Below are 26,424 nucleotides of genomic sequence, written 5' to 3'. Positions count from 1 at the left end.
CGTCTGCTGGTTGCTGGTGGTGTTCGACGGTTACGACCTGATCGTCTTCGGCACGGTCCAGACCTCGCTGGTGAACGACACGGACTGGGGCCTGACGGACGCCGGGCTGGGCGTCGTGGGCTCGATGGCCTTCGTGGGCATGATGATCGGCGCCCTGTTCGCCGGCCGCCTGGCCGACGCCCTGGGCCGGCGTCGCACCATCCTGGCCTGCGCCATCACCTTCTCCGTGTTCACCATCCTCTGCGCGTTCGCGCCGAGCGCGTGGGTCTTCGGCGCCTTCCGCCTCGTGGCGGGCATCGGGCTGGGCGGACTCGTGCCCTCCGCCAACGCCATGGTGGCCGAGCTGGTCCCGGACCGCTGGCGCTCCTCCATCGCCACGCTGATGATGTCCGGTGTACCGATCGGCGGATCGCTGGCAGCCCTGATCGGCATCCCGATGATTCCCGCCCTGGGCTGGCCGTCCATGTTCCTGGTCGCCGCCATCGCCCTCGTGGTCGTGGTCCCGCTGGGCTTCGCGTACCTGCCCGAGACCCTCGCCTCGGAGGACCGTGCCCGGAAGGGCGCCGCCGCGGGCACCGCCTCGGCGTCCCCGGAGCGGGTCGGCGGATACGCCGGGCTGCTGCGCCAGCCCTACCTGCTGGTCTCGATCATGTTCGCGCTGGCCACGCTGGCGACCCTGTTCGCCTGGTACGGCCTGGGCACCTGGCTGCCGCGGGCCATGGAGTCCCTCGGTTACAACCTCGGCTCGGCGCTGACCTTCTCGCTGTCCCTGAACATCGGTGCGGTCATGGGATCCATCGTCACCGCCTGGGCCGGCGACCGGTACGGCGCCGTGAAGTCCGGCGTGGTCGCCGCGGCCCTGGCCGGCGTGGCCTTGCTGGCGCTGCTGTTCTCCCCGCCGGTGTGGCTGGTGTACGTCATCCTGATGGTCGCCGGCGTGGGCACCCACGGCACCCAGTGCCTGATCATCGCCGCCGTCAGCAACCACTACCCCGGCTATCTGCGCGGCACCGCCCTGGGCTGGGCCCTCGGCGTCGGGCGCCTCGGCGCCGTGACGGCCCCGCTCGTGGCCGGATTCCTGCTGAACAACGGCTACGGCGCCGGCTCGCTCTTCGTCGCCTTCGGCATCGCCGCGGGCCTGGCCGCCATCCTGCAGGTGATCATCATCGCGCAGGGCCACGGCGGGCGCAGCACCGACCGCGGAGTACAGGCACCCGCCGCCTCCTGACCCCTCGTCCTGCCCCGCCTCAGGCGCGGGCGATCCCCGGCGGGTTGACCCGGTCCACGATCGCCTGCGCGGCCTCGCCCAGGACCCTGACCTGCTCGGGGCTCAGCGCGTCGAACACGTAGCGGCGTACCGCCTCGACGTGGCCGGGCGCGGCGTCCCGCACGGTGGCCCATCCCTCGTCGGTGAGCGAGGCCAGGGTGTACCGGCCGTCGTCGGGATCCGGGGCGCGCCGCACCCAGCCGGCCCGCTCCAAACGGGACACCACGCGTGAGAGGTGGGACAGGGTCATGTTGGAGACCGTGGCCAGCTCGCTGAGCCGGACCGTGCGGTCCGGGGCCATGGAGATCTGGGACAGGGCATGATATTCCGGGTGGGTCAGCCCGGAGTCCTGCCGCAACTGGGCGTCCAGCCGGGTCGGCAGCCAGGTCATCATGGACCACAGGGCCAGCCAGGCCCGGGTCTCGTCCGGGTCGAGCCAGCGAGGCTCCTCCGCCGGGCCATGCTCTGCGTTCGCCATGGCCCCATCCTAGGGACTGGTTGATCCGGAAGGCCCCCGGTCGGGGTCCAGTGCTCGCCGGCTGCCACCGCCCGTGGCGATACTGGCCCCATGCCGGCCATCATTCCCGTCGAGGGCGACATCACCCGCATGACCGTGGACGCGATCGTCAACGCGGCCAACACCTCCCTGGGCGGTGGGGCCGGTGTCAACGGCGCCGTCCACGCCGCCGGGGGGCCGGGCCTCTTGGCCGAGACCGGCCTCTGGTACCCCCATGGGCTCGGCACGGGGGACGCCGCCTGGACCACGGCCGGGAAGCTGCCGGCCCGCTGGGTCATCCACACGGTCGGGCCCAACCACCGGGCCGGCCAGAGGGAGCGGGCCCTGCTGGTCTCCGGCTACCGCCGCGCCCTGGAGGTGGCCGACTCCCTCGGTGCCCGGACCGTGGCCTTCCCGGTGCTCAGCTCCGGCATCTTCGGCTGGCCCTTCCATGACGCGGTCCGCACCGCCGTCGACGCCATCGCCCTGGCGCGCACCGACGTCCGGGAGGCCTGCATCGTGGCACACGGGGACCGGGCCTTCCAGGCCGTCCAGACCGCGCTCGGGGTCAGCACGCCGCTGCGCGTGCTGCAGGGATTGCGTGAACTGTACCGCCGCGGTTACCAGCAGTTGCGGCTCCAGCCCGGCATGGACCACTCGGGGGCGCATTGGCGGATCGCGATCACGACGGCGGAGAACCTGAGGCCAGGTGACCCGACCCCGTTCGACACCCCTCGGGACGGGATGCGCGTGCTCCGCTACTCCACGGTCGACCGGGCCATGGTAGGCGGTCGCGAGGTCACCGCCGGCACCACCCCCGCCGAGGCGGCGGCCGTCATCCTGGACCAGGTCGGGAACCCGGATCCGGAACCGGTCCACCCCCGGTACACCGCGTGGTTCGCCTCCTTGATCGCGGAGGTCGAGACCGCAACGTCCGCCACCGGCCAGGCGCTGCCCGTCGACCACTCCGAGGACGTCGACGACCGGGGCTCCTGGGAACTCGGCCCGGGCAGCGGACGCCGGCACCCCGCTCCTCCCTCGGCGTAGGGCGCCACGACACCCATTACTTGACGCGGAAAGTTATCTGTCCTAGATTGACTTTCCGTGGCAAGTATTCTGCGGAGCGTCGCACCGCAATCCGGAACCGAAACCGACCCCGAGGAGCCCTCATGACCCTGATCCCCCGCACCGATCTCGACGTCTTCCCGCTGAACCTGGGTGGCAACACCTTCGGCTGGACCTCGGACCGGGAGACCTCCTTCGCCGTGCTGGACGCCTTCGTGGCCGCCGGCGGCAATTTCATCGACACCGCCGACTCCTACGCCATGTGGGCCGAGGGGTCCGACGGCGGCGACTCCGAGCGCGTGCTCGGGGAGTGGTTCACCGCTCGCGGCAACCGCGATCGGGTCATCCTGGCCACCAAGCTCGGCGGCAAGCCGGGCCGCGAGGGACTCTCGGCCCAGAACGCCGCGGCCGCCCTGGACGAGTCGCTCCAGCGCCTGCAGACCGGCTACATCGACCTGTACTACGCCCACTATGACGACGAGGACGTCTCCATCGAGGAGCAGGTGAAGATCGCCGGCTCCCTGGTGGAGTCCGGCAAGGTCAAGCACGTCGGGCTGTCCAACTTCACCCCCGAGCGGATGCGCGAGTGGTTCGACACCGCCCAGCGCCTCGGCCAGCCGGCGCCGGTGGCCATCCAGCCGCAGTACAACCTGCTGGCCCGCGCGGACTACGAACAGGGCTACGCCCCGATCGCGAGGGACTTCGACGTCGCGGTGTTCCCGTACTTCGCCCTGGCCTCCGGCTTCCTCACCGGCAAGTACCGCACCGCCGAGGACCTGGAGGGCGCCGACCGCAAGGACTTCGCCGCCGGCTACCTCACCGAGGACGGCCTGAAGGTCGTGGACGAGCTGGTGCGAATCGCCGAGGCACGCGACGCCGAGCCCGCCACCGTGGCCCTGGCCTGGTTGCTGGCCAAGGACACCGTCACCGCCCCGATCGCCTCGGCCTCGAAGCCCGAGCAGCTGCCGGCCCTGATGGCCGCACCGGCGCTGGAGCTCACCGCCGACGAGGTCGCCACCCTGGACGCCGCCTCGGCCATCTTCGCCTGAACCCACGCACCGTCCCCCCTCCTCCCCCGACCTTCTCCCCCCTGCCCATGAATGGAGCCACACCATGACCACGACACCCGGCCTGGACCTCACCGAGCTGCCCACCGGGGGCGGCACCGTGCTGGTGGCCGGGGACGGCGGCCTGATCGGCTCCTACGCCGCGCGCGAGTACGCCCGGCTGGGCTGGGACGTGCACGGGGTGAGCCGCCGGGAGCCCGGGGACGTGCCCTGGGCCCATCACCGGGTGGACCTGCTCGACGCCGAGGCCGCCACCACCGGCCTCGGCGCCGCGCCCGGTGTCGAGGACGTCACCCACCTGGTGTTCGCCGCCTACCTGGAGAAGGCCACCGATACCGAGGCGATCGCAGCGAACGACGCCCTGCTGCGTCACACCTTGGACGCCCTGGCGGCCACCGGTGCTCCGTTGCGCCATGTCACCGTCTACCAGGGCGGCAAGGCTTACGGGCACCACCTGGGGTTCTTCAACACCCCGGCCAAGGAATCCGACCCCCGGCTGATCGCCCCGCACTTCTACTACACCCAGGAAGACCTACTCCGGGACGCCGCGGCCGAGCGCGGCTTCTCCTTCACCGCCCTGCGCCCGGAGGGCGTCACCGGTTACGCCACCGGGAACCCGATGAACCTGCTGCTGGTCATCGGCGTCTACGCCGCGATCTGCAAGGAACTCGGCCTGCCGCTGCGCTTCCCCGGCACCCGGGCCGCCTACGACGTGCTCTACCAGACCACCGACGCCGAACTGCTGGCCCGCGCCACCGTCTGGGCCGGTTCGGCCGCCTCCGCCCGGGACCAGGTCTTCAACGTCACCAACGGCGACCAGTTCCGCTGGTCCCAGCTCTGGCCACGGTTCGCCGAGCACTTCGGCATGGACTACGCCGCCCCGCAACAGATGTCCCTCACGGAGGCGATGCCCACCCGTGCTGAGATCTGGCAACACCTGGTCGACCGGCACGGGCTGGTGCCCACCCCCTTCGAGCAGCTCGTGGGCTGGGGCGTCGGGGACTTCCTGTTCCACCACGAGGCGGACAACATCACCTCCACCGTGAAGATCCGGCAGGCCGGTTTCGCCGACGCGCTGGACACCGAGACCCGCCTGCTGGCCCTCTTCGACCGCCTCGTGGAGCAGAGGGTGCTGCCTGCGTTCGGGAACAACTGACCGCGCGCCCGAAACCTACCGGCGGCGGTGGCGCAGCGGGGATCATCGGACCGAGGATCATCCCTCGCACGCCGCATCGACCAGGAGGACCCAGATGGCCGTGAAGCTCGTCTACGTTGCCCGCCGGCGCCCCGAACTGACTCCAGAGGAGTTCCACGAGTACTGGTCCGGTGGGCACGCGGACCTGATGAGGGAACTCCAGCCGGTGCTCGGCTTCACCAGGTACGTCCAGAGCCGTCCGCTGGACACGCCCGTCAACGCCGCGTTCGCCAAGGCCCGCGGCATGTCCCTGGAGACGCCCCCGGACGGCACGTCCGAGGTCTGGTGGGACTCCCTCGAGGACCTCGTGGCCGCGCTCTCGAGCCCGGATGGGGAGAAGGCCGCCGGGCGGCTCCTCGAGGACGAGGCCAAGTTCGTGGACTTCGCCACCTCTCACGCGTTCGTCACCCAGGAACGGCAGGTCGTCTGACCCCGTGACGAGTCACCGGAGGATCTCCCGCTGCACACTCGCGCTGGCCGCCGCCGTGCTGCTGGCCGGTTGTGGCACGCCCGGTGGCGGTGCCGGCGGGACCCCGGCACCGTCCGGCAGTCCCGGCCCGCCGTCCGCCGGCGGTGCCGCAGACGCCGCGCCCCGGGCGGGTTCCGCCCCGCGGACGGTGGTGGGCGGGCTCGACGCGCCGTGGTCGATCGCCTTCACGGACCGGGGCGCCGCCCTGGTCAGCCAGCGCGACGACGGCACGGTCCTCGAACTGACGGGGGTGGGCACCGAGCAGGCCAGCACGCGCGAGGTCGGCACGGTCGAGGGTGTGGTCCACCGGGGTGAGGGCGGACTGTTGGGACTGGCCGTCCTGGCCGACGGTGAGGGAGCCGGATGGCTCTACGCCTATTCGACCGCCGCCGGGGGCAATCGCATCCAGCGCTTCGCCCTCACCGGCGAGGCGGGAGGCCTGGGACTGGGTCCGGCGCAGACGATCATCGAGGGCCTGCCCGCCGCCGGCAACCACAACGGCGGGCGGATCGCCTTCGGACCCGACGGGATGCTCTACGCCGGGACCGGTGACGCCGGTGATCGCGCGAGCGCCCAGGACCCGGCATCACTCGCGGGGAAGATCCTGCGCCTGGCCCCGGACGGCACGGTCCCCGAGGACAACCCGGACCCCGGTTCCCCGGTCTACAGCTCGGGGCACCGCAACGTGCAGGGGTTGGCGTGGGCCGAGGACGGCACGATGTTCGCCACCGAATTCGGGCAGAACACCTGGGACGAGCTGAACGTGATCGAGCCCGGCGGCAATTACGGCTGGCCGGAGGTCGAGGGCATCGCGGGAGGCGGCTCCGGCGCGCAGGGGAAGTTCATCGACCCGGTCCAGCAGTGGTCCCCGGCCGAGGCCAGTCCGAGCGGGATGGCCGCGCTGGACGGGACGCTGTACATCGCGAACCTGCGCGGCGAGGTCCTGCGGACCGTTCCTGTCGCGGACCCCGGCACGTCCGCCACCCACTGGTCCGGTGAGTACGGCCGGCTGCGGGATGCCGTCGTGGCCCCGGACGGTGCGCTCTGGGTCCTGACGAACAACACCGACGGGCGAGGTGACCCCTCCGAGGGCGATGACCTGGTCCTCGGGGTCACCCCCTGATCCTGACGCCCTCCGTGGCCGTCGCCGCCCGCCGGTGGTCCCCAGCGGTCAGGACGCGGCGTTCTTCATCTCCTCGTAGGCGTCCAGGGCGTGCCGGCGGGACTCCTTCAGGTCCACGATGGGCTCGGGGTAGCCGCTGAGGGGTTCCACCGCCTCGGGGACCCACCGGCGTACGTAGACGCCGTCCGGGTCGAAGCGCTCGCGCTGGGTCTCGGGGTTGAACACCCGGAAGTAGGGGGCGGCGTCCGCCCCGCAGCCGGCCACCCACTGCCAGGACACCGGGTTGTTCGCCTCGTCCGCGTCCACCAGGGTGTCCCAGAACCACTGCTCCCCGTCCCACCACGGGTGCAGGAGGTTCTTGGCCAGGAAGCTGCCGACCACGAGCCGCACCCGGTTGTGCACCCAGCCGGACTGCCAGAGCTGACGCATGCCGGCGTCGACGAGGGGCACCCCGGTGCGCCCGCGCTGCCAGGCCCGCAGCGCGTCGTCGTCGGGCTCCCAGGGGAAGGCGCGGAACTCCGGGCGCAGCGGCCCGGACTCCAGCGGCGGGCAGTGGTAGGTGAGGTGCCAGGAGAACTCGCGCCAGTACAGTTGGCGCACCCAGGCGCGGCGGTCCTCGTTCTCCGGGACCCCCAGCTCGGGATGCGCGGTGACCGCGTGCACCAGCTGACGGGGGGAGAGCTCACCGAAGCGCAGGCGCGGTGAGAGCCGGGAGGTGCCGTGGTCATCGCCCGGGACGTCCCGCGTGGTGCTGTATCCGGTCACCGTCTCCTCCAGGCCGGCCAGCGCCTCCCCGGCGGTGACGCAACCCGGCTCCCAGTACCGGGCGACGGTCTCCTCCCACCACCGGGGGTCCTCGTCCAACAGGTCCAGCTGACCCAGCGGCACCACGGTGCCGTCGCGGTGCAGCCGGTCCAGGCGTCCGGACAGCCCGGCGGGCGGGTCCTGGGGCTCGGGCGCCGGCAGCGGCGCCCCGACCGGCAGGTCCGCGGCGGCCTTCCAGAACGGGGTGAACACCTTGTAGTGGCCGCCGGATCCGGTGCTGACCTCCCATGGTTCCACGAGCAGGGACCCCGGGTGGCTGTGGACCTCCAGCCCGGCGGCGCGCAGCCCGTCCTTCAGGTGGGCGTCGAGGGCGCGGGAGGCCGGGGCGTACCGGCGGCTCCACGTCACCGCGGAGGCCTGCAGACCGGAGGCCACCGCGGGCAGCACCTCAGCGGCCGGCCCGGCGGCGAACACCAGCGGGATGCCCAGCTCCTCGAGCTCGACGGCGAGCACCTCGAGGGACCGGTGTGCCCACCAGCGGGTGGCCCCACCCAGAGGCCGGGGTCCGCGCCCCTCGGCGTCCCGCGCCTCCCGGATCCAGAGCCCGACGACGGCGCCCGCCTCCCGCGCTGCGGTCAGGGCCGGGTGGTCGGCCACGCGCAGGTCATCACGGAACCAGACGATGGTCAGCGGGCGCGCGGAGCCCGTGTCAGGCGACTGCATGGACGGCGTCTCAGGCATGTGCCCAGCGTACTGGCCGGGTCTGTCAGGACCGTTCTGGTCAGCTCGGTCCGAGGCGGGCGGAATCGTCCTCGAACTCACCGCCGAGCCTGCGTTGCAAACCGCTGCGCCATTTCTGCGGCAGTTCCGGGGAGGCGAGCAGTCGCGCGACGCCCTCGCGGTCGTCCCGGTCCACGTTCATGATCCGGTTGATCTCGGCCACGGAGACGGATCCGTCCAGGCGGCTCACCAGGGTCATCGGGTCGCCCGCGCGGATCTGTCCGGGTTCGAGGACGCGCAGGTAGTAGCCCGAGCGGCCGGTCTGCTGGACGAGCTGGGGCAGCTCGCGCATCGCCCACCGGGCGGAGAGCGTGGTGCAGGGGCGCCGGGGCTGGCTGACCTGGACCAGGACCTCGCCGATGCGGAACAGGTCCCCGGCGTGCACCGCTGCTTCCGGCCAGCCGGTCACGGTCAAGTTCTCGAAGAATCCGCCCCCCGGGATGTCGATGCCGTCTGCCTGCCACGCGTCATAATTCTCCTGGGCGTAGGCCAGGATGGCCTTCTCGACTCCGCCGTGATGCTTTCGATCGCCCTGCTCGTCACCGGCCAGGCCCGTGATCGAGACCGACACGGGGCCGCCGACGACGTCCTTCGCGGCGGCCGTGGACAGTTCACGGCCGTTCCATGCCTGCCGCTGGACCCGGCCCACGCGCACGGTGACGACGGCACCCGGGCCACGGCCGACGTCGGGCCCGGACTCGGACGATGGAACTGGCTGGTGCGGCGTGTCTCTCACCTGACCATTGTGACCGGTACGGGTGCACGATACCGCCATGGTTTCTCCTCGACCGCAGGGCGGAGGTGGTCCCGGACTGCCTACGAGGAGAGTGGCGGCCCTGGGTGCCCTCGGAGTGGTCTTCGGGGACATCGGCACGAGCCCGCGGCACGCCCTCTACACGGCGTTCAGCATGGAGCACAACGCCGTGAGCATCGCTGTTCGCCGGGGTGATGATCGGTCTGCTGGAGCTCGTGGTGCTGGCGGCGAACTCGACCAAGATCATCGCGTCCCTGGATGGGGTGCGGCGTATTCCGGGGGCAGTGGTGTTTCCGCACCCGTTCATGTACACCCCACCGCTGCCACCGCCACGCACCGTGGTGATGGGGTCGGAACTGGAGACGTAGGCGGGGTAGGCCGAAAATCCCGGCAATAGTTATCGTTTTACGATAGGTTACTCTCGACATTCGATCAGAGGAGCTCTCATGCGGAACATCACCATCCTCGCCCTGCGCGGCGTACTCGCCGTCGCCCTGGCGGGTTCGCTGTTCGTCCAGGTGGTCATCGTCCCGCTGTTGTGGGCGGACCTGGCCGGGGCACCGGACTGGCTGCGGATCACTCTCGTGGTCCTCGTGGTGCTGGGCATCGTGACCCTCCAGGTGGTGGCCGTCTGCGTGTGGCGCCTGCTGGCCATGGTCCGGCAGGGCACGGTCTTCTCCCCCGCGGCCTTCCGGTACGTGGACACGATCACCGGGGCGATCGCGGTTGCTGCTGTGTTGGTCTTCGGGATCGCCGTGGCGTTGGCCCCGACCACCGCGGCGCCCGGTGTGGTCGGCCTGATCTGCGGTGCGGCCCTGGTGGTGGCCGGGGTGGCGCTGGTGGTCTACGTCCAGCGGATGCTGCTGGCCCAGGCCGTGGACCGGGATGCCGAGGCCCGGGCATTGCAGTCCGAGCTCGACGAGGTGATCTGATGCCGATCGTGGTGGACATCGACATCATGCTCGCCAGGCGCAAGATGGGCGTGGGAGCACTGGCAGAGCGCGTGGGCATCACACCGGCGAACCTTGCGGTACTGAAGAACGGCCGCGCCAAGGCCGTGCGGTTCACGACGCTGGAGGCACTGTGCGAAGTGCTGGACTGCCAGCCCGGAGACCTGCTGCGGTGGGAGCCGGAGTGATGCGCTCCGGGCGGGTCCAGCCGGCGCGCTCAGGGATGGGCTGGCCGGCGCTTCGGCAGCCGGATCCGGTCGAGATCCCGGGCAACATGGACTTCAGTGTCGCCTGCCCTCGCCCGGGCTTCTGCCCGCAGGGGTTCGAGGTCCTGGTAGCGCGCGGAGAAGTGGGTCAGGAGCAGGATGTGCACGCCGCCGGTGGCTGCCAGGGCACCGGCCTGCCCTGCGGTGAGGTGTCGGTAGTCCCGGGCCAGGTCGGCCTGCGCGTCGGCGAAGGTGGACTCGGCGACCAGCAGGTCCGCCCGCTCCGCCAGCTCCTCCGCGCCGGGGCACGGGGCGGTGTCCATGACGAAGGCGAAGCGCTGGCCGGGACGGAACTCGCTGACGTCCTCCAGGGACACACCGTGCAGTACGCCTTCCCGCTGCAACCGGCCGATGTCCGGGCCATGGATGCCGGCCGCATCGAGCCGCTCCGGCAACAGCCTCCGCCCGTCCGGTTCGCCGACCCGGTACCCGTAGGCCTCGATGCGGTGCTCCAGTGGGCGGACCTCCAGCCCGGGGGCCACCTCACCCGGGATTCCGTGGGGATGCAGCCGGAGGTCGAGCCGTCCCGAGGCGAGGGACACCAGAGCACGAACCACCGGCTCTCCGGAGGTCGGGTAGTGCAGGTGCACCGGGTGCTCCACGCCGTCCAGCGCCATGCGGGACAGGACGCCAGGCACACCGTAGCAGTGGTCCCCGTGGACGTGGGTCAGGCAGATGCGAGTGATCTTGCTGGCGGAGACGCCCGCGTGGATCATCTGCCGTTGGGTGCCCTCGCCGGGATCGAACAACAACCCCTCGCCGTCCCACAACAGCAGGTAGCCGTTCTGGTTCCGTTCGCGGGTGGGGACCTGGGAGGCGGTGCCGAGGACCACGAGTTCGCGCATGTCCCGAGGTTCGCATGATGGGCAGCGACTCCGCACCCCCGAGGCGAGTGACCAGTGCGACTCGACGTGCGGCGCGCCGGGCGACCATGGTCCACGCGCACGCAGCCGGGCCGCGTACGATCCTGTCCAACTCCTTAACGAGTCAGGAGGCGGTCGCAATGACCGCCTCCTGATGGACTGAGGATCAGTGGGCCCGTATCCCCCCGGGCTTGTTCCACTGTTCCGGTCCGTGTGCACCGTCTCATAGGGCTCCTTCAGGTTATCGAGGCGCCACCGCTGCCGCACAGTGGACTATCGTCCAGACTTCGGGCCTCAAACCGGCACCTTCGGCTATCCCCGCCCAAGTCACGATGAGATGACGGCGCCACGTGGTTGGGCTGCAGACCATCTCAATCCCGGCCGAGACGGCCGACCAGCGACTCCAGCGCCTGCGCATAGGCCACGGACTCGAGGTAGCCCTGGTGGGTGGCCACGGTGAACTGGTACGCGCCGCGGACGAACTCCTCGGCCTGCACATCCATGCCGCCTGCTGGGCCGGAGCCGCCGTACCGCACGGTGAACCCCAGCGGGTCGTTCGGCCGGTGCAGGTTGGTCCACCGGTCTCGCACGATCCACCACAGGGACCCCGGCGCCTGCAGGGACGCCGCTGCCCCTGGCAGCCAGTGGGTACTCTGCTCCCGGTCGACCTCCTCGGCCAGTTCGGGGGGCCAGGGGTCGCGGCCATCTGCCGAGGGCGGTGGGGCGGGGATGATCGAGAGCACCTGCGCACCCAGCACCTGGGGGAAGACCCGCGCGAAGTACCGGCGCAGCTGTGAACCGTAGCTCAACATTCCGATGCGCTGCAGCCGGTCCTCCGTCATGCCGCGGGCGGACAGGTGGAACAGCACGCAGACCGCCAGCACCCCGCCCATCGAGTGTGCCGAGAGGACCACGCGCCGCATTCCGTCGGCCGGCTCCTGGACCCACTCCTCGATCCGGTCGGTGACCTCCGGCACCACGCGCTCCGAGTAGCACGGCGGCCCGAAGGGATGGGCCTGCGTGGGCAGGAAGCACATCAGGTCCCACAGCAGTCCGGCCGGCCGGCTCTGGCCCCGGCCGGAGAGGATCGCGATCGCTGCCACCAGCACCACGCCGATCCACAGTCCCACCGTGCCGGTCCCCCGGACCAGTGGCCACCACCCGTCCAGCCCGGGCCAGCCGATGAGCCACGCCGCATTCAGCACGACCGAGACCGCCAGGCCCACCAGGACCGCGGCAGCCAGCCAGGCAGTGATCACCTCCGCGCGGCGCAGCAGTGAGGCGACCCGCCGCGAGATCCAGACGGCCCGCGCCGCGGAACTGATGACCGGCGCCTCCGCCCAGGGGCCGGCGTCGGCGACCAGACGGTCACGGACCGACGACAGTTCCCGTGCCGTCTCGCTCTCCCCCGCCCGCCAGGACAGGAACAGCTGCACGGCCAGCCCTGTCAGGGCAGCCCCGGTGAGCAGCGTGAAGCCCGAGGCGAACAGCAGGTGGATCACCGGTGGCTCGGTGCTCCCGAGTGACCAGGCGGCCAGGATCACCGTGGAGAAGGACAGCAGCAGGGCGAAACCCACCGCCAGGGATGAGAAGACGAACGGTCCGCTGCCACCCCAGGCGACGGCGTCGCGGTCCCGATCCGCCACGCCGCGCCGTGACCGCATCAGCAGGACGACCAACAGCACGGCCAGGCCCAAGGTCACCATCACGGTGGACAGTCCCCCGCCCCGGCTGCCGGCCATCGCCGGGTCGTCCGCGGCGAGCTGGCCCAGACCGGGATGACCGGCCGGACGGTCGTCCACCAACGAGCACACCATCGCCGACAGGAGCACGGCAGCACCCGCGGCGAACAGTATCCGGTGGCCGGCCGGGGCGCGCGTGCGCGGATCGTGGGCCTGGGAGCGCAGGATGCGGACCCCGACGACGGCGATCACCGACAGCCCGACGGCCAGCAGCACGATCCACGCCTGGTCCATCGCGCCGAGGGTTCTCGGGCCGCCGGTCACCATCGTGTCCGCCCGGGCCAGGGCCACGATCGAGCCGGTCCAGGCGAGGGCGCCCGCGGTGTGCAGCAGGCCCAGGAACCGCATGCCGGCACCGACCCGCCACAGGCCGCTGCGGGCCAGGACGTGGCTGGGCGTGTTCCGGTCGCCGGCATGGCCGAGGGTGTCCTCGTGGTCGGCCGGCGCGGTCGGTTCGACCGGGGCCACCGGCGCTGCGCACGGTGGCCCCGGCAGGTATCTCGTGCGCGCCAGGGCCGACATCAGCACGATGACACTGAGGGCCAGCACGGGCAGCACCGTCAGCACGGCCGTCCGGGCACCGGCAGGCCAGCCGGCCATGGTGTCGCGGATGAATCCGCCCTGCCCGACGGCGGCCATGTCCAAGGCGACAGTGGCGGCAGTACTGACGAAGAGCAGGGTCAGGGCCAGGCCGAGCAGTCGCACGGTGCCGGCCAGGCGCCCCTCGCCGATGACCTCGGGCAGGGGACACCCTGCCGTGGCGGGCGGACTCGATCCGGTGGGGGCCGACGTCGGGCCCTTCCCGAGCTGGTGACGGGACCAGTAGGCGGTGTTGGCCAGTCCGAAGGGGGCGAGGGTGAACCAGACGGCGCGCACCAGGCTGTCCCCCAGCCGCCCGAGGGCCGGGAACCCCGTGAACCGGGCCAGCCGACCCCAGGAGTAGGCCTCGACCCGGTGACCGGCCTCCGAGGCGCGGTCGATGGAGAACCCGGCCAGCTGGTCTCCGCGGGTGCGCTGGACGTTGGCCGGGATGGCCCGGAGCATGTGGTGGGACGGAGTGTTCCGAATCCCGTGGATCCGCAGTTCCAGCAGGCCGGGGTCCAGGTGCGGCATGGTCCCATCGTCCCCTGTCGGCCGGTGGAGGGGAACGGTCGCCGGACGGCTACCTGCGGGGCATGCGGACGGTGAACTCGGCTCCCTGTCCGGGACCGGCACTGGAGGCGGTCAGGGCGCCCCCCTGCGCCTCGACCAGGGCCTTGCTGATGGCCAGTCCCAGTCCCGATCCACCGGGCTTGCCCTCACGGCCCTCACCGACCCGGTAGAAACGCATGAAGATGCGGGACAGGTCCTCGGCGTCGATGCCCTCGCCGGTGTCCGAGACGGTGAATGACACCTCATGCGTCCCTTCCGAGAGGCCCACCGTCACCCGGCCACCGGCCGGCGTGTGACGCAAGGCGTTCTCCACCAGGTTGCTGAGGACCTGGTCCATCCGTCGCCGGTCCACCATCACGTGGGACACCGTACCGCCGGGCACCCGGGCGGACAGTTCCACCTGCCGGGCCCTGGCCGTGGGCTCCGCCGCAGCGATGGTGTCCCGGACCAGGTCGGTGGGATCGTGATGCCTGAGCTGCAGGTGGACCATGCCCTCCTCGGCCTGGGTCAGCGCCCTCATGTCCTTCGCCAGGTGTTCCAGGCGGTTGATCTGCGCTGTCAGGATCGCTGCCGTGTGGCGGTCCTGGGGCACGATCCCGTCCTCGATCCCCTCGAGGTGCCCCTTCAGGCTGGCCAGGGGCGTCCTCATCTCGTGGGCCAGGTCCGCCAGCATCTGGCGACGGGTCCGGTCCACGGCCTCGAGCTTTGCGGCCATGTCATTGAAGGAATCGACCAGGGCGTCGAACTCCGAGCCCAGTTTCGAGGGCTTCAGCCTGATGTCGAACTCGCCGGAGGCGATGCGGTTCGCGGCATCGCCCACCTGCGAGACCGAGTACCGGATCTGCCGGGTCACCAGGACGCTCACCACCGCGGCGATCACCAGCGAGGTCAGCCCGCCCACCGACATGGCGAGCAGGCTCACCTCCCGGAAGGAGTTGTCCAGGTCGAAGATGGCCCGGATGTCACTGCCGCGGCCCTCCCGGATGAGTTCGTTGATGTACATCTGCGGTCCGATGAGCAGCGTCGTCACAGCCATCACGGCCAGCCCGACGACCAGCACCAGGAGCTGGACGATAAGGAACAGGACCGTCAGCGAGGCCCGGGGCATGCCAGCGTCCCGGTCTTCCTTCGATTCCCATAGGTCCCCCTTGGGGGACGACCACCTCACGTGGCTGCCACCATCCGGTAGCCGATGCCGCGCACCGTCTGGATGTACCGCGGCTTGGCCGCGTCCTCGCCGAGCTTGCGGCGCACCCGGGCCAGGTGGACGTCCACGAGGTGGTCGTCGGTGGTCATGGACTCACCCCAGACCAAGTCCAGCAGTTGACGTCTGCTCAGCACCCGGTCCGGGGATGCCGCGAGGCAGGCCAGCAGGTCGAACTCCGTCTTGGTCAGGGTGATGGGCACCCCCGCCAGGCGGACCTGCCGCGATCCCTCGTCCACCACCAGCTCCCCCACTTCGTGCACGCCATCGGCGGGCACGTCGGCATGTGGGAGGGCCGACGTCGGGAAGATCCGGGCCCTGCGGATCATGGCCTGGACCCGGGCGACGAGTTCGCGCGGACTGAACGGCTTAGTGACGTAGTCGTCCGCCCCGAGGGACAGCCCCACGACCTTGTCCACCTCGTCGTCCCGAGCGGTGAGCATCAGCACGTGGCACTGGGTGAAGGCGCGCACCTGGCGGCAGACTTCGAAGCCGTCGATGCCCGGCAGCCCGAGGTCCAGCACGAGGACGTCCGGGGCGAACTCCCGCACCGCGGCCGGCGCCTCGGAACCGTTGTGGCGCATCTGGACCTCGAAGCCGGCGTTCTCCAGGTAGTCGCGGATCAACCGGGCCAGGTCCCGTTCGTCCTCGACCACCAGTATCCGTCCCACCGACGCGTCAGTCATGGTGCCTCCTCGGTGTATACCGGCCATCCTGCCGTCTGACTTCAGGATACGGACCGGTAGTCCGGAATGCGGACCGTCCGGACGACACGGTGGGCACGTGTCGGGGGCGCTCAGCCGTCCGAGGAGGAGGACGGCGGCCGGTGGGGCGATTCGCCCGGGTTCTCGGCAGAGCGGCCCGTGACGTTCCCGCCCTGGACCGCGCCGGCTGCCTCGCGGACGGAGGCCTCCTTGGCACTCGTGGTAACCGTACGGGCACCGTCGACAGCGCGATGCACGACCGTCTCCAGCGGACCGCGGCGGAAGGACTGGTGCCAGAACCAAGCGAACGCGGCCGCCGCGCCGACCTGCACCACGAACCACAGCACAGGGGCCTCGTAGTGAACCTCCGGGATGAGGGCGAGCAGGTGGGTCGAGTAGAGGGTGAGGGTCATGGAACCCATGGCGGCCAGGGGCGTCAGAAACCGGCCATACCGGGCACCGAGCAGGAGGAGCACGCCCAGCGCCGCCATGGCGATGCCCAGACTGGAGGCAATGGCCAGGGTGGTTCCGCTGTGCGGGGTCGCGATGGCCTGCCACCAGAAGGACGTGTTGTAGAGGATGTCCGGGCCGAAGGCCAGCGCATCATCGAGGCTGTCCATCGTCATGTCCTCAGTGTCCAGTAGTGCCCCGTAACCGCCGAAGGCGTAGAGCAGGAGCGAGGAGACAAGGTTTGCCACGATGGCCATGGCCGCACCGATCCCGGCCATCATGGCCTGGACCCGCGTGCTACGTAGGTCCAGGCGTCCCAGGCCGAGGCCAGCCAGAATGAAGGCCATGAACGTCAGCGCCGGGTAGGCCCCCGTGAGCAGCAGTTCGGACAGCGTGGCGGTCGGCTCCGTGAAGAACATGACCAGGGTGTGGTTGTAGCCCGACGAGTCCGGCAGGCCCTCGTACATGCTCTGCATCAGCAACGGGGAGACGACCGCGAAGACCCCCGCGCTGATAAACAGCGCCATGGGCCGCAGGGCCAGGAACGGGATGGCCAGGAGGAAGAACACCGCATAGTAGAGCAGGATGCTGACGACCGGTGGGTCCTCGGGCTGCAGTGCGGCGATCACCAAGGCGATGATGCCGATGATCACTGCTCTCACCGCCAGTCCGACCTGGTCAGACATCAGGGTCCGCCCCTGATGGGGCGCCCTCCCCCCGGTGGACAGGGCCAGGCCCACGCCGGCCAGCAGCGCGAAGAGCGCAGCCGAGTCCCCGGCGAACAATGTCCACGTTAGTGAAGGCCCCCCGGATTCGGCTTCTTCCGGCAGGATATGAATGGCCATCAGGCCGATGAGTGCCAGACCGCGTGCGGCATCGATGCCGATCAGGCGCTTCTTCTGGGCCTTGGGGGCGGGCTTCGGGCCGGCCTCGGGGCCGCCTCTGGGTGGAATGTCTACCATGACTGTCTTGAACCTGTCTTCTTGCTGTCCGACGCGGTGTGCGCGTTGCCCCTCCTGCACGGGCCGGGACTGTTCCAAGTCCCGGCCCGTGCCGTAATCCGATGCTGACAGGCGCACATTGAGGACGTCGGACGGGAAGCTCAAGGTTTGGTCAAGATTGCCGGCGCAGCGGCCAGACGAGTGGCGGCGTGGATGATCGCATCGGTCATGAGGGCCAGGACTCCGAGATTGACGTTGCCGAGGTCATCACCGGGCTTGTGGTAGTGCGGATCGCAGGGCCTCTTGGCCTCACCGCCGAAAATGAGGGCCTCCTTCTTCGTCTTCTTGTCGCTGTCCCCGGTGTACAGTCCGCCTGCCGCGATGCCCTTCTTGGCGAACGCGACCTGGTCGGAGTCGTAGCCCCAGTCAGTGGTGGTCCAGGGCTGCCGGCGGGAGTCGAAGTAGCCGGTGAAGAGGTCCATGATCTGCGTCGACCCGTCGGGGATCTTGAAGTCGGGATCCGAGTCGCGTGCGTCGTAGACCGCGACCACCGGGTTGGGCGAGGCGATCATGTCGAAGTTCAGGTACGAGGAGATCTTCCTAAGCTCCTCCGGGTTGTTCTTGGCCAGGTCCTTGACGTAGTGCCGTGAACCGTGCGACTTGTCAAACTCCTCCGCCCCCCACCAGGCGAAGCGGACCTTGTGGTCGATGCGGTCCAGCCGGCTGACGGCCTTCGCGGCCTCCAGCACGGCCGCGACGCCCGAGCCGTTGTCATTGATCGCCGCGGTGCCCGGCACGCCGTCGAGATGGGCCCCGAGCATGACCACGTGGTCGTCCCGGCCGGACACGGTCTCGGCGAGGATGTTGAAGGTACCGATCTCCCTGCCGTCCTCCCGGAAGGTGAAGTACTGGCGAGTGCTGCGATAGCCCGCGTCCGCCAGTTGACGTTCGACGTACCGGGCCGCCGCCTCGTAGCCCGAGGTGCCCGCGGCTCGATCACCGTGCCGGTTGGCGAGGGCCTGGAGCTGCCGCAGGTGCTCATAGGCGGCGGGCACGCCGTCGCGCGACACCGCGGGGGTGAAGCCCTGCAGGGGGGCGGGACGTGGTCCCAGGAGCCAGCTCAGTTTCATGGTGTCGTCCTCTTGTTCTGGGGGATGGTCTTGCGGACTGCAGGGAGCGAGCCTGTCAACGGTTCATTCCGCGGTGCCGCTGTCCTCGGTGCTGTCCACGGAACTGATCTTCAGGGCGCTGCGGTCCTGTGCCAGTTCGGTCGCGGCATGGGTGACGGCATCGGTCATGATGTCCAGCGCATCCATGTCGATATTGCTGATGTCGTCGTTCGGGGTGTGATAGTTCGGATCCCGCGGTGCCTTGGCGACACCCCCGAAGATGCGGACGTCCTTGCGGGACTTCCTCTCGTCACTGCCAGTGAACAGCCCACCTACCGGTACGTCCTCCCGGGTGAACGACCTCTGGTCGGAACTCATGTCCCACCCCGTGGCCACCCACGGCTGCCCACGGGAATCGAAGTAGTCCGTGAAGAACTTCATGACCTTGACCGAGCCCTCGGGGATGTCCTGCGAGGCATCGTCGTCCTTCGCGTCGTAGACGCCGATGACCGGGTTGGGCGAGGCGACCATGTCGAAGTTCAGGTACGCCTTGATGTTCTCGAGTTCGTCCTCGTCGTCCAGGTCCTCGACGTAGGCACGGGACCCCGGGGCGCGGCGGTACTCCTCCGCACCCCACCAGGCGAAACGGACCTTGTGCTTGATCTCATCCTGCGTGCCCAGTGCGCTCGCAGCCTCAAGCAGTGCTGCCGAACCCGTGGCGTTATCGCTGATGGCCGGGCTGCCCGGCACCCCGTCAAGGTGAGCGCCGAGCATGATGACGTCTTCGGCGCTGCCCTCGGCAGTCTCGGCGATGATGCTGAAGCTCTCCATCTCCTCGTCATCGTCATAGAAGGTGAAGTAGTGGCGAGTGCTCTCCAGACCTGCCCTCTCGAGTTGCTCTTCGACGTACTGGGCCGCAGCCTCATATCCATCGGTGCCCGCAGCACGGTCACCGTGCTCCTCGGCGAGGGCCTGGAACTGCTCCAGGTGTGCATAGACCGGACTGACCGCTGCCTTGCGACCGGCCTCGCTCGCCGCGTTCACGGCGACGACGATGACGGTCATCAGCAGGGCGATCGCGCCGGCCGCGACGAGGGCCATACCCCTCTTCTGCCGGCGCGATCCCCTGCGGACCGAGCCCCGATTCAGGCTCCGATTCATTTCATCCTTCTATGCTTCTACGCCGGTAGCGGCGGGTAGTGTCTCGATCTCCTGGGCGGGGTTGCCCCCGTAGCGGGCGCCTGCGGGGACCCTGGCCCCCTTCATCAGGAAGGAATCCGGTTCCAGGACCGAGCCGTCGCCCATCTCGACGTCGTAGTGCAGGTAGATGCCCGTGCCGACGGTGCAACCGCGGCCAACCTTGATGGCATCCAGCTTGAACACGCCGTCCTCCATAGAGTGGCACTGGATGATGCTGTGCGCATTGAGCACCGCGTCGTCACCGATGGACACGAGGGTCTTCTCCGGAATGGCGACGCCGTCATCGAAGACCCGCTTGCCCATCTTCACGCCCTGCAGGCGCCAGACGACGGGCTTGAACGGAGTGCCCTCGAAGAAGGGCATCGGGTAGATGAACTTCCAGAACCGCTCGTGCTGCCAGAACTTCACGTCGTACACCGAACAGGTCATGGGGACCATGTCCTTGAAACCCGTGCTGGCGCGCTCGAGCAGGATGAAGAAGGCAACCTGGAAGGCGAAGAAGCCCATGAAGCCCACCCAGAGTCCCAGACCCGTGAGGCCCACCAGGCCCGGATTGTCCGAGGGCCAGGCCAGGACCACCGCGGCAGCCATCAGGGCAACGAATGCGAGGACCCAGCGGCTCAGCAGGTACAACGCGATGGACACCCCGTTGTGCCTGTTCTTGGCCGGTATCCGGCGCGCAATCTCCTCGGGACTATCGATCTTCTTGAACTCGGCGTCCCGGTCGACCGTCCGGGGGATCTCGAAGGCCGGTGAACCCAGCAGGCCGATGTTCTCGCGAAGCGGGCCATCGATGGGGACCATGGTCTTGGTCCCGAACAGGACGTTGTCACCGGTGGGTGCACCGGCGGGGTAGGGAACGTCGTTGCCGAAGAAGTTCGTCGCGCCGATCTCCACCTCGGACACCCGGAAGGAGGTGCTCGAGTAGTCGGCATTCATCATCGACAGGCCGTCCGAGACCATGGTCCCGGATCCCACGGTGCACAGGTGCGGGTTCTCGTGCTGGACCTCGGGCCCGAAGTTGGATCCCGTCTGCACCAGGTTGGGCTGCTTGTATCCCAGCAGGCGGAGGTAGTGCACCACCAGGGAGCTGTCCGCCGTGATATGGAGCAACTGGAAGACGTCGGTCATCCCGTAGATCGTGCGGTGGACGGCATAGTGCAGTCCGAAGAGCGGATAGGTCTTCCCCGGGGTGATCAGGCGATTGAGCAGTCGGGGAATCGTGGTGACCGCGGCCAGGACGGCGAACAGACCACCGAACCAGATGATGAACGCTACGATCGCCAGGTCCACGTAGAACAGGGGATTCGCGAAGTTCAGGTGACCGGAGGCCTGATACGCGGGCACGATCACCGCTACCGCCAGCAGGATCAGCGGACTGAACAGCACGGTGGCATTGATCAGCACGAGCGCACTGTAGATGAACTGACGCAGCCCGCTGGCCCGCAGTGGCCTGGCCCTGGCGAAGTTGGAGTCCGTCGGCCGTGCCGGAGAACCATGCCAGCTCTCGCCCGCGGGAATGACCTGGGTCCGGTGCAGGGAGGACGTATGGCCGAGCTGTGCGGCGTCGCCCATGGTGGAGCCGATGTCCAGGATGCACTTCTCACTGACGTACACGTCCCTGCCAAGGGTCACCGGGCCGGTCTGGATCCACCCGTCATAGGCGCGGTAGCCGCTGTAGGCCGATTCCTTGTTGATCACCGTGTTGTCGCCGATGGTCAGCAGGTCGGTGCACACCGGGATGTTGGGCGTCAGGATCAGGACGTTGGAGCCGACCTTGGCGCCCAGCAGCCGAAGGTAGAACGGCAGGATCGGGGTGCCGACGAAGGCAACCAACGGGTTGAGGTTGACCAGTGTCTTGACGAGCCAGAACCTGACATAGGCCAGGCTCCAGATCCGGATGTGCTGTTCCTTCCACCGACCGATGACCACCCACTTGAGCAGGATCGGCAGGGCACAGATCCCCACGAAGAAGACGATGGTGAAGGCCACCGACCGGCCCCAGAGTTCCATGAAGCCGGTTCCCTGGATGACCCAGTCGTAACCCATCACGGCGACCGCCATGAGGGGCAGCGAGTACCCGAGGGCGAGCACGGTCTGCAGTACACCGCACAGTACGTGTTCGAAGGTGCTGGAACGCCCCTTGCGAGGCACTTCGTACGGTTCAGCCCAGGAGGCCTTGCCCTCCGGGGTGTCGACCGTAGCGGCCAGCTGCCGGATGGTCGGTGCCTGGTAGATGTCCTGCACGCCGATGGGCGGCAGGTCGGTGTTTCGCCGCAGCGCCGCGGAGAACCGCGCGATCGTCAGGGAGTTGGCGCCCAGCTCCTCGAACACGTGAGCCTCGACGGAGACGCGGTCCATGCCCAGGACGGCCCCGAGCTGCTCGGCGAGTTCCGCCTCGGTGTCGTTCGCAGGCTCCACGTACTCGACGTCGGAGGCGACGCCCAGCCGATTCTTCGGAGTGGGCAGGCTCTTGCGGTCCGCCTTGTCGCTGGGCAGCATCGGCATGGTCTCGAGCTGTTCGTAGAACGCCGGGACCATGTACCCCGGCAACCGGTCGCGGAGCTCGTCCTGGATGAGTTGGGGGTCGAGCGACTCGACATCGCTGCGCAGCGTGTAGAACGCGGCCAGCTCGACCATCCCCGGAGCCGGTTCGTGGGTGTCGACCACGGCCTGGGCGATCCCGGGCACCTGCAGGAGCACCGATTCGATCTCCGACAGCTCGATCCGGTACCCGCGGATCTTCACCTGGGTGTCGATCCGGCCGAAGTACTCGATCTCCCCGTACTCATTGACCCGGCACAGGTCCCCACTGCGGTAGATGCGTCCGGAGGGATTGTTCGGGATGTCCATGAAGTCGTCGATGAAGACCTCGTTGGTCTTCTCCGGGTTGTTCAGGTAACCCGCTGCGACCCCGATCCCGGCGATGCCGAGTTCACCCATCTCGCCCTGCGCCAGCGCCCGCGGCTCGTCAGGATCCAGGATCATGGTCGTGTACGTCGGCAGGGGCTGGCCGAGGGTGATCGGCTTGCCCGGCTCGAGCAGTTCCATGGTCGCGGTCACGGTCGCCTCGGTGGGTCCATAGACGTTGAGGAACCGCCGGCCGGGCAGGTGCCAGCGCTCGGCCAGGTCGCGCGGGCAGGCCTCGCCGGAGACGAGCAGGAACCGGACGTCCGGCAGCTCCCCCTCGATCGTGGCCAGCAGAGTGGGCACGCAGCACATCGCCGTGATGCGGTTCTCGAGCAGGAACTCCTCGAGGTCGGCGCCGAGCAGGCTCACCGAGCTGGGCTTGGGCACCAGCGTGGCACCGACCATCCACGGCACCCACATCTCCTCGACGGAGAAGTCGAAGGCGATGGTCAGGCCCTGGTAGACGCGGTCATCGCGCTCGTACCCGTAGACCTCTGCCGCGACGCGGATGAAGTTGCAGATGCTGGGATGCTCGATCGCCACGCCCTTGGGGCGTCCGGTGGATCCCGAGGTGTAGATGATGTAGGCCAGGTCCTCGACCGGCTCGGGCTTCTCGTACTCGCCGAGCCGGGACGAGGGCAGTTGCTTGATCAGCGGCACCTCGGTGTCCAGCGCCAGCGCGATCACGCTGGTGTCCGGCAGGAGGTTGACCAGGTGGTTCAGGGTCAGGACCCTGCTGCACCCGGAGTCCTCCATGATGTAACCGATGCGGTCGGAGGGGAAGCCGGCGTCGAGGGGCACGTACGCGGCCCGGATCTTCAGCACGGCCAGCATCGCGGCGTAGGACCAGATGGCCTGGTCGAAGAGCAACGCGATCCGGTCGCCGGCCTTCGCGCCGTCGGCCAGCAGGAACCGGGCCAGCTGGTTCGCCATCGCGTCCAGCTGGGCGTAGGTCAGCGTCCTGTTGCCGGCGTCCACGGCCAGCTGGCCTGCGCGGCCCTCCCGGGCCAGGGCATCGCACTGCTCCTCGAACAGTGTCTCCATCCGCTCGCCCGGACGCCACCGGACCTCCTGGTCATGCGGGGACTGTAGTAGTAGGGCCGACCCTGCCGGCGCTGCTTCAGCCTTACGGACTTCAGTCAGCATTCCAGTGGTGTCGACGCGGGTTTCGGATATCTCGTCCGGAGCCATCGAAAGCCTCATGATTCTGCTCATAGGGGGTCTGAGAGACGGTGCGCGCGACCACGGGGCGGTCACGGCATCGCCCCCCACGGTATGGACGCAGCGCACGGCGCAGATCCGTGACGCATACTCGATTCCCCGCCGCCATACGCGTGGTCCACCCGCTCGATACCCGGACTCCACTGATCACCCACGTGGTCACCCTCGACGGCGCGCCGCGACGGGGTGCCCCAGCGGTGGGCCACCGCCCCCAGGGCCCGCGTCCGGCGCTGTCTGGGCACGCAGGTACGGGACAAGTGGCTTCCACCCATGTCCCGGGCGGCGCCCGTTCGTACGGTGGTTATGACCGCGAGGTCTGCCCGGGCCGACGACCCCATCCCCGTTACGGCCATCCCAGCTGGAAGGAAAGTGCAGTGTCCGATCACCACGACGTCTTCACCGAACGAGAGTCCCAGGTCCGGAGCTACTGCCGGTCATTCCCCCACGTGCTGAACACGGCCGTGGGAAGCCTCCTATACGACGGTGAGGGCAACGAGTACATCGATTTCCTCGCCGGAGCCGGTTCCCTGAACTACGGGCACAATGACCCGGACATGAAGGCCGCCCTGATGGAATACATCGCCGGGGACGGCATCACCCACGGCCTGGACCTGCACACCGAGGCCAAGGCCCGCTTCCTGACCACGTTGCAGGAGGTCATCCTCGCTCCGCGGGGCATGGACTACCGGGTGATGTTCACCGGCCCCACCGGCACCAACGCCGTCGAGGCCGCGCTGAAGCTGGCCCGCAAGGTGACCGGCCGCAGCAACGTCATCGCCTTCACCAACGCGTTCCACGGCGGCAGCGCCGGGGCCCTGGCGGCGACCGGCAATCAGCATCACCGGATGTCCGGGCTGGGGCTGCACGGGGTCACCCGCATGCCGTACGACGGCTACAACGGTGACGGGGTGGACACCAGCGAGACGCTGGCGAAGATGCTGGCCGATCCCTCCAGCGGGGTCGACGCGCCGGCGGCCATCCTCCTCGAGGTCGTCCAGGGCGAGGGCGGACTCAACCAGGCCTCCCCGGAATGGCTCCGGCGCATCGCCTCACTGGCCGCCGAATACGGCGCCAAGCTGATCATCGACGACATCCAGGCCGGTTGCGGACGCACCGGGACGTTCTTCAGCTTCGAGGAGATGGGCGTGGACCCGGACATGGTCGTCCTGTCCAAGTCACTGTCCGGGTTCGGGCTGCCGATGTCCATCCTGCTGATCCGTCCGAAGCTGGACGAGTGGCTGCCCGGGGAGCACAACGGTACGTTCCGGGGCAATGCGCACGCCTTCGTCACCGCAGAGGTGGCGTTGCGGAAGTTCTGGACCACGGCCGACTTCGCCGAGACCGTCAGCCGCCGTTCGGCCAGGGTCCGCGAGTGCCTGCTGGACCTCTCGAAGCTGATCCCCGGGTCCCGGGTCAAGGGACGGGGGATGATGCAGGGCCTGGACGTCCTCGACGAGCAGACCTCGGCGACCATTCGGCGCACCTGCGTGCAGAACGGCCTGCTGATTGAGGCCGCCGGTCCGCACGACGAGGTCATCAAGGTCATGGCGCCCCTGACCACGGACGACGAGGTCCTCGAGCGCGGCCTGGCGATCCTTCGCTCGGCCGTGGAGGAGCACGCCGCCCAGGTGAGGACCCTGGCACTCGCCAGCTGACGCCGGGCGAGGCGTGATCACGGCACCAGCATCACCTTGAGTGCCTCGCGGGCGTCCATGGCCGCGTAGGCCTCGGGGGCCTGGTCCAGGGGCATGGAGCGGTCGAAGACCCTGCCCGGGGTGATCTCTCCCGAGAGCACCCCGGGCATTGCCCGCTCGATGTAGGCCCGCACCGGCGCCGTCCCACCGGTGAGCGTGATGCTGTCCCGGAACAGTCGCCCGCCCAGGGGTGCCTCCGCGAATTGCGGCACGCCCACGCGCGAGATGGTCCCGCCCGCGCGGACCGCGCCCAGGGCCTGTTCGTGCGCCGGCAGGTGCCCCACGGCCTCGATCACCACGTGGGTGCCCTCCCCGGACGTCAGGTCCCGGACCCGGTCGATGCCCTCCGGTCCGCGTTCGCTGACGACGTCGGTCGCGCCGAACTCCCGCCCCAGGTCGGTCCGCGCGGTGTGACGGCCCATCAGGATGATCCGCTCGGCGCCGAGTTGCCGGGAGGCCAGGACCGCGGAGAGCCCGACGGCGCCGTCCCCGACGACGGTGACGGTCGTGCCGCGGCCGACCCGCCCCATGTGCGCGGCGTGGTATCCGGTGAGGTACACGTCGGAGAGGCTCAGCAGGCTCGCGAGCAGGTCCTCGGAGCCGTTGCCGGTCTCGTCGACGCCGGGCACCACCACCAGGGTCCCGTCGGCCTGCGGGACCCGCACGTACTCGGCCTGCAGCCCGATTCCCTGGCCCCCGAAGAAGCCGCCGTGCAGGCAGGAGACGTGGAAGCCCTCGCGGCAGTGCACGCAGGTGTTGTCCTGGTAGGTGAAGGAGGAGATCACCAGGTCACCGGGCGTGAGGGTCGTGACCTCCGCGCCGGTCTCCTCCACGATGCCGATGACCTCGTGGCCCATCGGGCTCCCGGTCTGCGCCGCGGGCATGGTGTGGAAGGGGTGCAGGTCCGAACCGCACACGCACGAGCGTACGGTCCGGATGATCGCGTCGGTCGGTTCCTGGAGGGTGGGGTCGTCCACGGTCTCGACGCGGACGTCTCCCGCGCCGTACATGAATGCGGCCTTCATGGTGTGTGCTGC

The 26,424-nt window shown here is 69.4% G+C and carries 22 protein-coding genes; 10 read left to right on the top strand and 12 right to left on the bottom strand.

Going from position 1 to position 26,424, the window contains the following annotated elements:
- Positions 1 to 1,228: aromatic acid/H+ symport family MFS transporter (locus tag CITRI_RS17370; RefSeq protein ID WP_010144745.1), on the top strand; the 1,228-nt coding region annotated here is incomplete at its 5' end.
- Positions 1,229 to 1,247: 19 nt separating this feature from the next.
- Here CITRI_RS17370 and CITRI_RS0110470 read toward each other — a convergent pair.
- A complete protein-coding gene (locus tag CITRI_RS0110470; RefSeq protein ID WP_010144744.1) occupies positions 1,248 to 1,745 on the bottom strand; it encodes a MarR family winged helix-turn-helix transcriptional regulator in 498 nt (165 codons plus the stop codon).
- A 90-nt stretch (positions 1,746 to 1,835) separates the two neighbouring features.
- Here CITRI_RS0110470 and CITRI_RS19915 point away from each other — a divergent pair, with 90 nt between their 5' ends.
- The 5 genes from CITRI_RS19915 to CITRI_RS0110445 all read left to right on the top strand — a co-directional run bounded on the left by CITRI_RS19915 (position 1,836) and on the right by CITRI_RS0110445 (position 6,682).
- Complete coding sequence (locus CITRI_RS19915) at positions 1,836 to 2,810, top strand: macro domain-containing protein (RefSeq protein ID WP_010144743.1); 975 nt, start codon at positions 1,836 to 1,838, stop codon at positions 2,808 to 2,810.
- 122 nt (positions 2,811 to 2,932) lie between these two features.
- Positions 2,933 to 3,877, top strand: a complete 945-nt coding sequence (locus CITRI_RS0110460) for an aldo/keto reductase (protein WP_010144742.1) — start codon at positions 2,933 to 2,935, stop codon at positions 3,875 to 3,877.
- A 64-nt stretch (positions 3,878 to 3,941) separates the two neighbouring features.
- Complete coding sequence (locus tag CITRI_RS0110455) at positions 3,942 to 5,051, top strand: SDR family oxidoreductase (RefSeq protein WP_010144741.1); 1,110 nt, start codon at positions 3,942 to 3,944, stop codon at positions 5,049 to 5,051.
- Positions 5,052 to 5,145: 94 nt separating this feature from the next.
- Positions 5,146 to 5,520: an EthD domain-containing protein gene (locus CITRI_RS17360; protein WP_010144740.1), complete on the top strand. Its 375-nt coding sequence runs from the start codon at positions 5,146 to 5,148 to the stop codon at positions 5,518 to 5,520.
- A 4-nt stretch (positions 5,521 to 5,524) separates the two neighbouring features.
- Positions 5,525 to 6,682 carry a sorbosone dehydrogenase family protein gene (locus CITRI_RS0110445; protein ID WP_010144739.1) on the top strand — a complete coding sequence of 386 codons (1,158 nt, stop codon included), beginning with the start codon at positions 5,525 to 5,527 and terminating at the stop codon, positions 6,680 to 6,682.
- Between the two features lie 48 nt (positions 6,683 to 6,730).
- On the opposite strand, the gene CITRI_RS0110440 is transcribed toward CITRI_RS0110445, so the two are convergent.
- Positions 6,731 to 8,188 (bottom strand): deoxyribodipyrimidine photo-lyase, encoded by a 1,458-nt coding sequence (locus CITRI_RS0110440; protein WP_237709044.1) that lies wholly within the window; start codon positions 8,186 to 8,188, stop codon positions 6,731 to 6,733.
- A 40-nt stretch (positions 8,189 to 8,228) separates the two neighbouring features.
- The gene (locus tag CITRI_RS0110435) at positions 8,229 to 8,963 is read right to left on the bottom strand and encodes an MOSC domain-containing protein (protein ID WP_237709043.1); all 735 of its coding nucleotides are present in this window, start codon (positions 8,961 to 8,963) and stop codon (positions 8,229 to 8,231) included.
- Positions 8,964 to 9,175: 212 nt separating this feature from the next.
- Here CITRI_RS0110435 and CITRI_RS19805 point away from each other — a divergent pair, with 212 nt between their 5' ends.
- The 3 genes from CITRI_RS19805 (at position 9,176) to CITRI_RS0110420 (ending at position 10,119) form a co-directional block, all read left to right on the top strand.
- Positions 9,176 to 9,349 carry a hypothetical protein gene (locus tag CITRI_RS19805; RefSeq protein ID WP_192807900.1) on the top strand — a complete coding sequence of 58 codons (174 nt, stop codon included), beginning with the start codon at positions 9,176 to 9,178 and terminating at the stop codon, positions 9,347 to 9,349.
- Between the two features lie 78 nt (positions 9,350 to 9,427).
- The gene (locus CITRI_RS0110425; protein WP_010144735.1) at positions 9,428 to 9,913 is read left to right on the top strand and encodes a DUF2975 domain-containing protein; all 486 of its coding nucleotides are present in this window, start codon (positions 9,428 to 9,430) and stop codon (positions 9,911 to 9,913) included.
- On the top strand, positions 9,913 to 10,119 hold the full coding sequence (locus tag CITRI_RS0110420) for a helix-turn-helix transcriptional regulator (RefSeq protein ID WP_010144734.1): 207 nt from the start codon (positions 9,913 to 9,915) through the stop codon (positions 10,117 to 10,119). The genes CITRI_RS0110425 and CITRI_RS0110420 overlap by 1 nt, the downstream gene beginning before the upstream one ends.
- Positions 10,120 to 10,148: 29 nt before the next feature.
- On the opposite strand, the gene CITRI_RS0110415 is transcribed toward CITRI_RS0110420, so the two are convergent.
- The 8 genes from CITRI_RS0110415 to CITRI_RS17345 all read right to left on the bottom strand — a co-directional run bounded on the left by CITRI_RS0110415 (position 10,149) and on the right by CITRI_RS17345 (position 23,516).
- Positions 10,149 to 11,042 carry a ribonuclease Z gene (locus CITRI_RS0110415; protein WP_010144733.1) on the bottom strand — a complete coding sequence of 298 codons (894 nt, stop codon included), beginning with the start codon at positions 11,040 to 11,042 and terminating at the stop codon, positions 10,149 to 10,151.
- A gap of 389 nt (positions 11,043 to 11,431) precedes the next feature.
- A complete protein-coding gene (locus CITRI_RS0110410; protein WP_010144732.1) occupies positions 11,432 to 13,915 on the bottom strand; it encodes a hypothetical protein in 2,484 nt (827 codons plus the stop codon).
- A 49-nt stretch (positions 13,916 to 13,964) separates the two neighbouring features.
- Positions 13,965 to 15,062, bottom strand: a complete 1,098-nt coding sequence (locus CITRI_RS0110405; RefSeq protein WP_010144731.1) for a cell wall metabolism sensor histidine kinase WalK — start codon at positions 15,060 to 15,062, stop codon at positions 13,965 to 13,967.
- Between the two features lie 56 nt (positions 15,063 to 15,118).
- A complete protein-coding gene (locus CITRI_RS0110400; protein WP_010144730.1) occupies positions 15,119 to 15,844 on the bottom strand; it encodes a response regulator transcription factor in 726 nt (241 codons plus the stop codon).
- 110 nt (positions 15,845 to 15,954) lie between these two features.
- Positions 15,955 to 17,274: a heparan-alpha-glucosaminide N-acetyltransferase domain-containing protein gene (locus tag CITRI_RS0110395; RefSeq protein ID WP_141566065.1), complete on the bottom strand. Its 1,320-nt coding sequence runs from the start codon at positions 17,272 to 17,274 to the stop codon at positions 15,955 to 15,957.
- 140 nt (positions 17,275 to 17,414) lie between these two features.
- Entirely contained in the window at positions 17,415 to 18,383 is a 969-nt protein-coding gene (locus tag CITRI_RS17355; RefSeq protein WP_010144728.1) for a M28 family peptidase, read from the bottom strand.
- A 63-nt stretch (positions 18,384 to 18,446) separates the two neighbouring features.
- Entirely contained in the window at positions 18,447 to 19,463 is a 1,017-nt protein-coding gene (locus tag CITRI_RS17350) for a M20/M25/M40 family metallo-hydrolase (protein ID WP_010144727.1), read from the bottom strand.
- 69 nt (positions 19,464 to 19,532) lie between these two features.
- Positions 19,533 to 23,516 carry a Pls/PosA family non-ribosomal peptide synthetase gene (locus tag CITRI_RS17345; RefSeq protein WP_010144726.1) on the bottom strand — a complete coding sequence of 1,328 codons (3,984 nt, stop codon included), beginning with the start codon at positions 23,514 to 23,516 and terminating at the stop codon, positions 19,533 to 19,535.
- Positions 23,517 to 24,067: 551 nt separating this feature from the next.
- Between CITRI_RS17345 and ectB the strand changes: the two genes are divergently transcribed.
- Positions 24,068 to 25,348 (top strand): diaminobutyrate--2-oxoglutarate transaminase, encoded by a 1,281-nt coding sequence (gene ectB, locus CITRI_RS0110375; protein WP_010144724.1) that lies wholly within the window; start codon positions 24,068 to 24,070, stop codon positions 25,346 to 25,348.
- A gap of 17 nt (positions 25,349 to 25,365) precedes the next feature.
- On the opposite strand, the gene CITRI_RS0110370 is transcribed toward ectB, so the two are convergent.
- Complete coding sequence (locus CITRI_RS0110370) at positions 25,366 to 26,412, bottom strand: alcohol dehydrogenase catalytic domain-containing protein (RefSeq protein ID WP_202798442.1); 1,047 nt, start codon at positions 26,410 to 26,412, stop codon at positions 25,366 to 25,368.
- Positions 26,413 to 26,424: the final 12 nt, after the last annotated feature.

The organism is Citricoccus sp. CH26A (assembly GCF_000224415.1).
Classification (GTDB): Bacteria; Actinomycetota; Actinomycetes; order Actinomycetales; family Micrococcaceae; genus Citricoccus.
Note: the sequence above shows the minus strand (reverse complement) of the source record. Positions and strands in the feature narration are given on the sequence as shown.

What these genes read in the sequence shown, in the direction of transcription:
- CITRI_RS17350 (WP_010144727.1), bottom strand. Translation starts at nt 19,463, where the DNA reads ATGGCCCTCGTCGCGGCCGGCGCGATCGCCCTGCTGATGACCGTCATC.
- CITRI_RS0110460 (WP_010144742.1), top strand. Translation starts at nt 2,933, where the DNA reads ATGACCCTGATCCCCCGCACCGATCTCGACGTCTTCCCGCTGAACCTG.
- CITRI_RS0110410 (WP_010144732.1), bottom strand. Translation starts at nt 13,915, where the DNA reads ATGCCGCACCTGGACCCCGGCCTGCTGGAACTGCGGATCCACGGGATT.
- CITRI_RS0110415 (WP_010144733.1), bottom strand. Translation starts at nt 11,042, where the DNA reads ATGCGCGAACTCGTGGTCCTCGGCACCGCCTCCCAGGTCCCCACCCGC.
- CITRI_RS0110395 (WP_141566065.1), bottom strand. Translation starts at nt 17,274, where the DNA reads ATGGTAGACATTCCACCCAGAGGCGGCCCCGAGGCCGGCCCGAAGCCC.
- CITRI_RS17355 (WP_010144728.1), bottom strand. Translation starts at nt 18,383, where the DNA reads ATGAAACTGAGCTGGCTCCTGGGACCACGTCCCGCCCCCCTGCAGGGC.
- CITRI_RS0110420 (WP_010144734.1), top strand. Translation starts at nt 9,913, where the DNA reads ATGCCGATCGTGGTGGACATCGACATCATGCTCGCCAGGCGCAAGATG.
- CITRI_RS0110405 (WP_010144731.1), bottom strand. Translation starts at nt 15,062, where the DNA reads ATGCCCCGGGCCTCGCTGACGGTCCTGTTCCTTATCGTCCAGCTCCTG.
- CITRI_RS19915 (WP_010144743.1), top strand. Translation starts at nt 1,836, where the DNA reads ATGCCGGCCATCATTCCCGTCGAGGGCGACATCACCCGCATGACCGTG.
- CITRI_RS17345 (WP_010144726.1), bottom strand. Translation starts at nt 23,516, where the DNA reads ATGGAGACACTGTTCGAGGAGCAGTGCGATGCCCTGGCCCGGGAGGGC.
- CITRI_RS0110440 (WP_237709044.1), bottom strand. Translation starts at nt 8,188, where the DNA reads ATGCCTGAGACGCCGTCCATGCAGTCGCCTGACACGGGCTCCGCGCGC.
- CITRI_RS0110425 (WP_010144735.1), top strand. Translation starts at nt 9,428, where the DNA reads ATGCGGAACATCACCATCCTCGCCCTGCGCGGCGTACTCGCCGTCGCC.
- CITRI_RS0110455 (WP_010144741.1), top strand. Translation starts at nt 3,942, where the DNA reads ATGACCACGACACCCGGCCTGGACCTCACCGAGCTGCCCACCGGGGGC.
- CITRI_RS0110400 (WP_010144730.1), bottom strand. Translation starts at nt 15,844, where the DNA reads ATGACTGACGCGTCGGTGGGACGGATACTGGTGGTCGAGGACGAACGG.
- CITRI_RS19805 (WP_192807900.1), top strand. Translation starts at nt 9,176, where the DNA reads ATGATCGGTCTGCTGGAGCTCGTGGTGCTGGCGGCGAACTCGACCAAG.
- CITRI_RS17360 (WP_010144740.1), top strand. Translation starts at nt 5,146, where the DNA reads ATGGCCGTGAAGCTCGTCTACGTTGCCCGCCGGCGCCCCGAACTGACT.
- CITRI_RS0110470 (WP_010144744.1), bottom strand. Translation starts at nt 1,745, where the DNA reads ATGGCGAACGCAGAGCATGGCCCGGCGGAGGAGCCTCGCTGGCTCGAC.
- CITRI_RS0110370 (WP_202798442.1), bottom strand. Translation starts at nt 26,412, where the DNA reads ATGAAGGCCGCATTCATGTACGGCGCGGGAGACGTCCGCGTCGAGACC.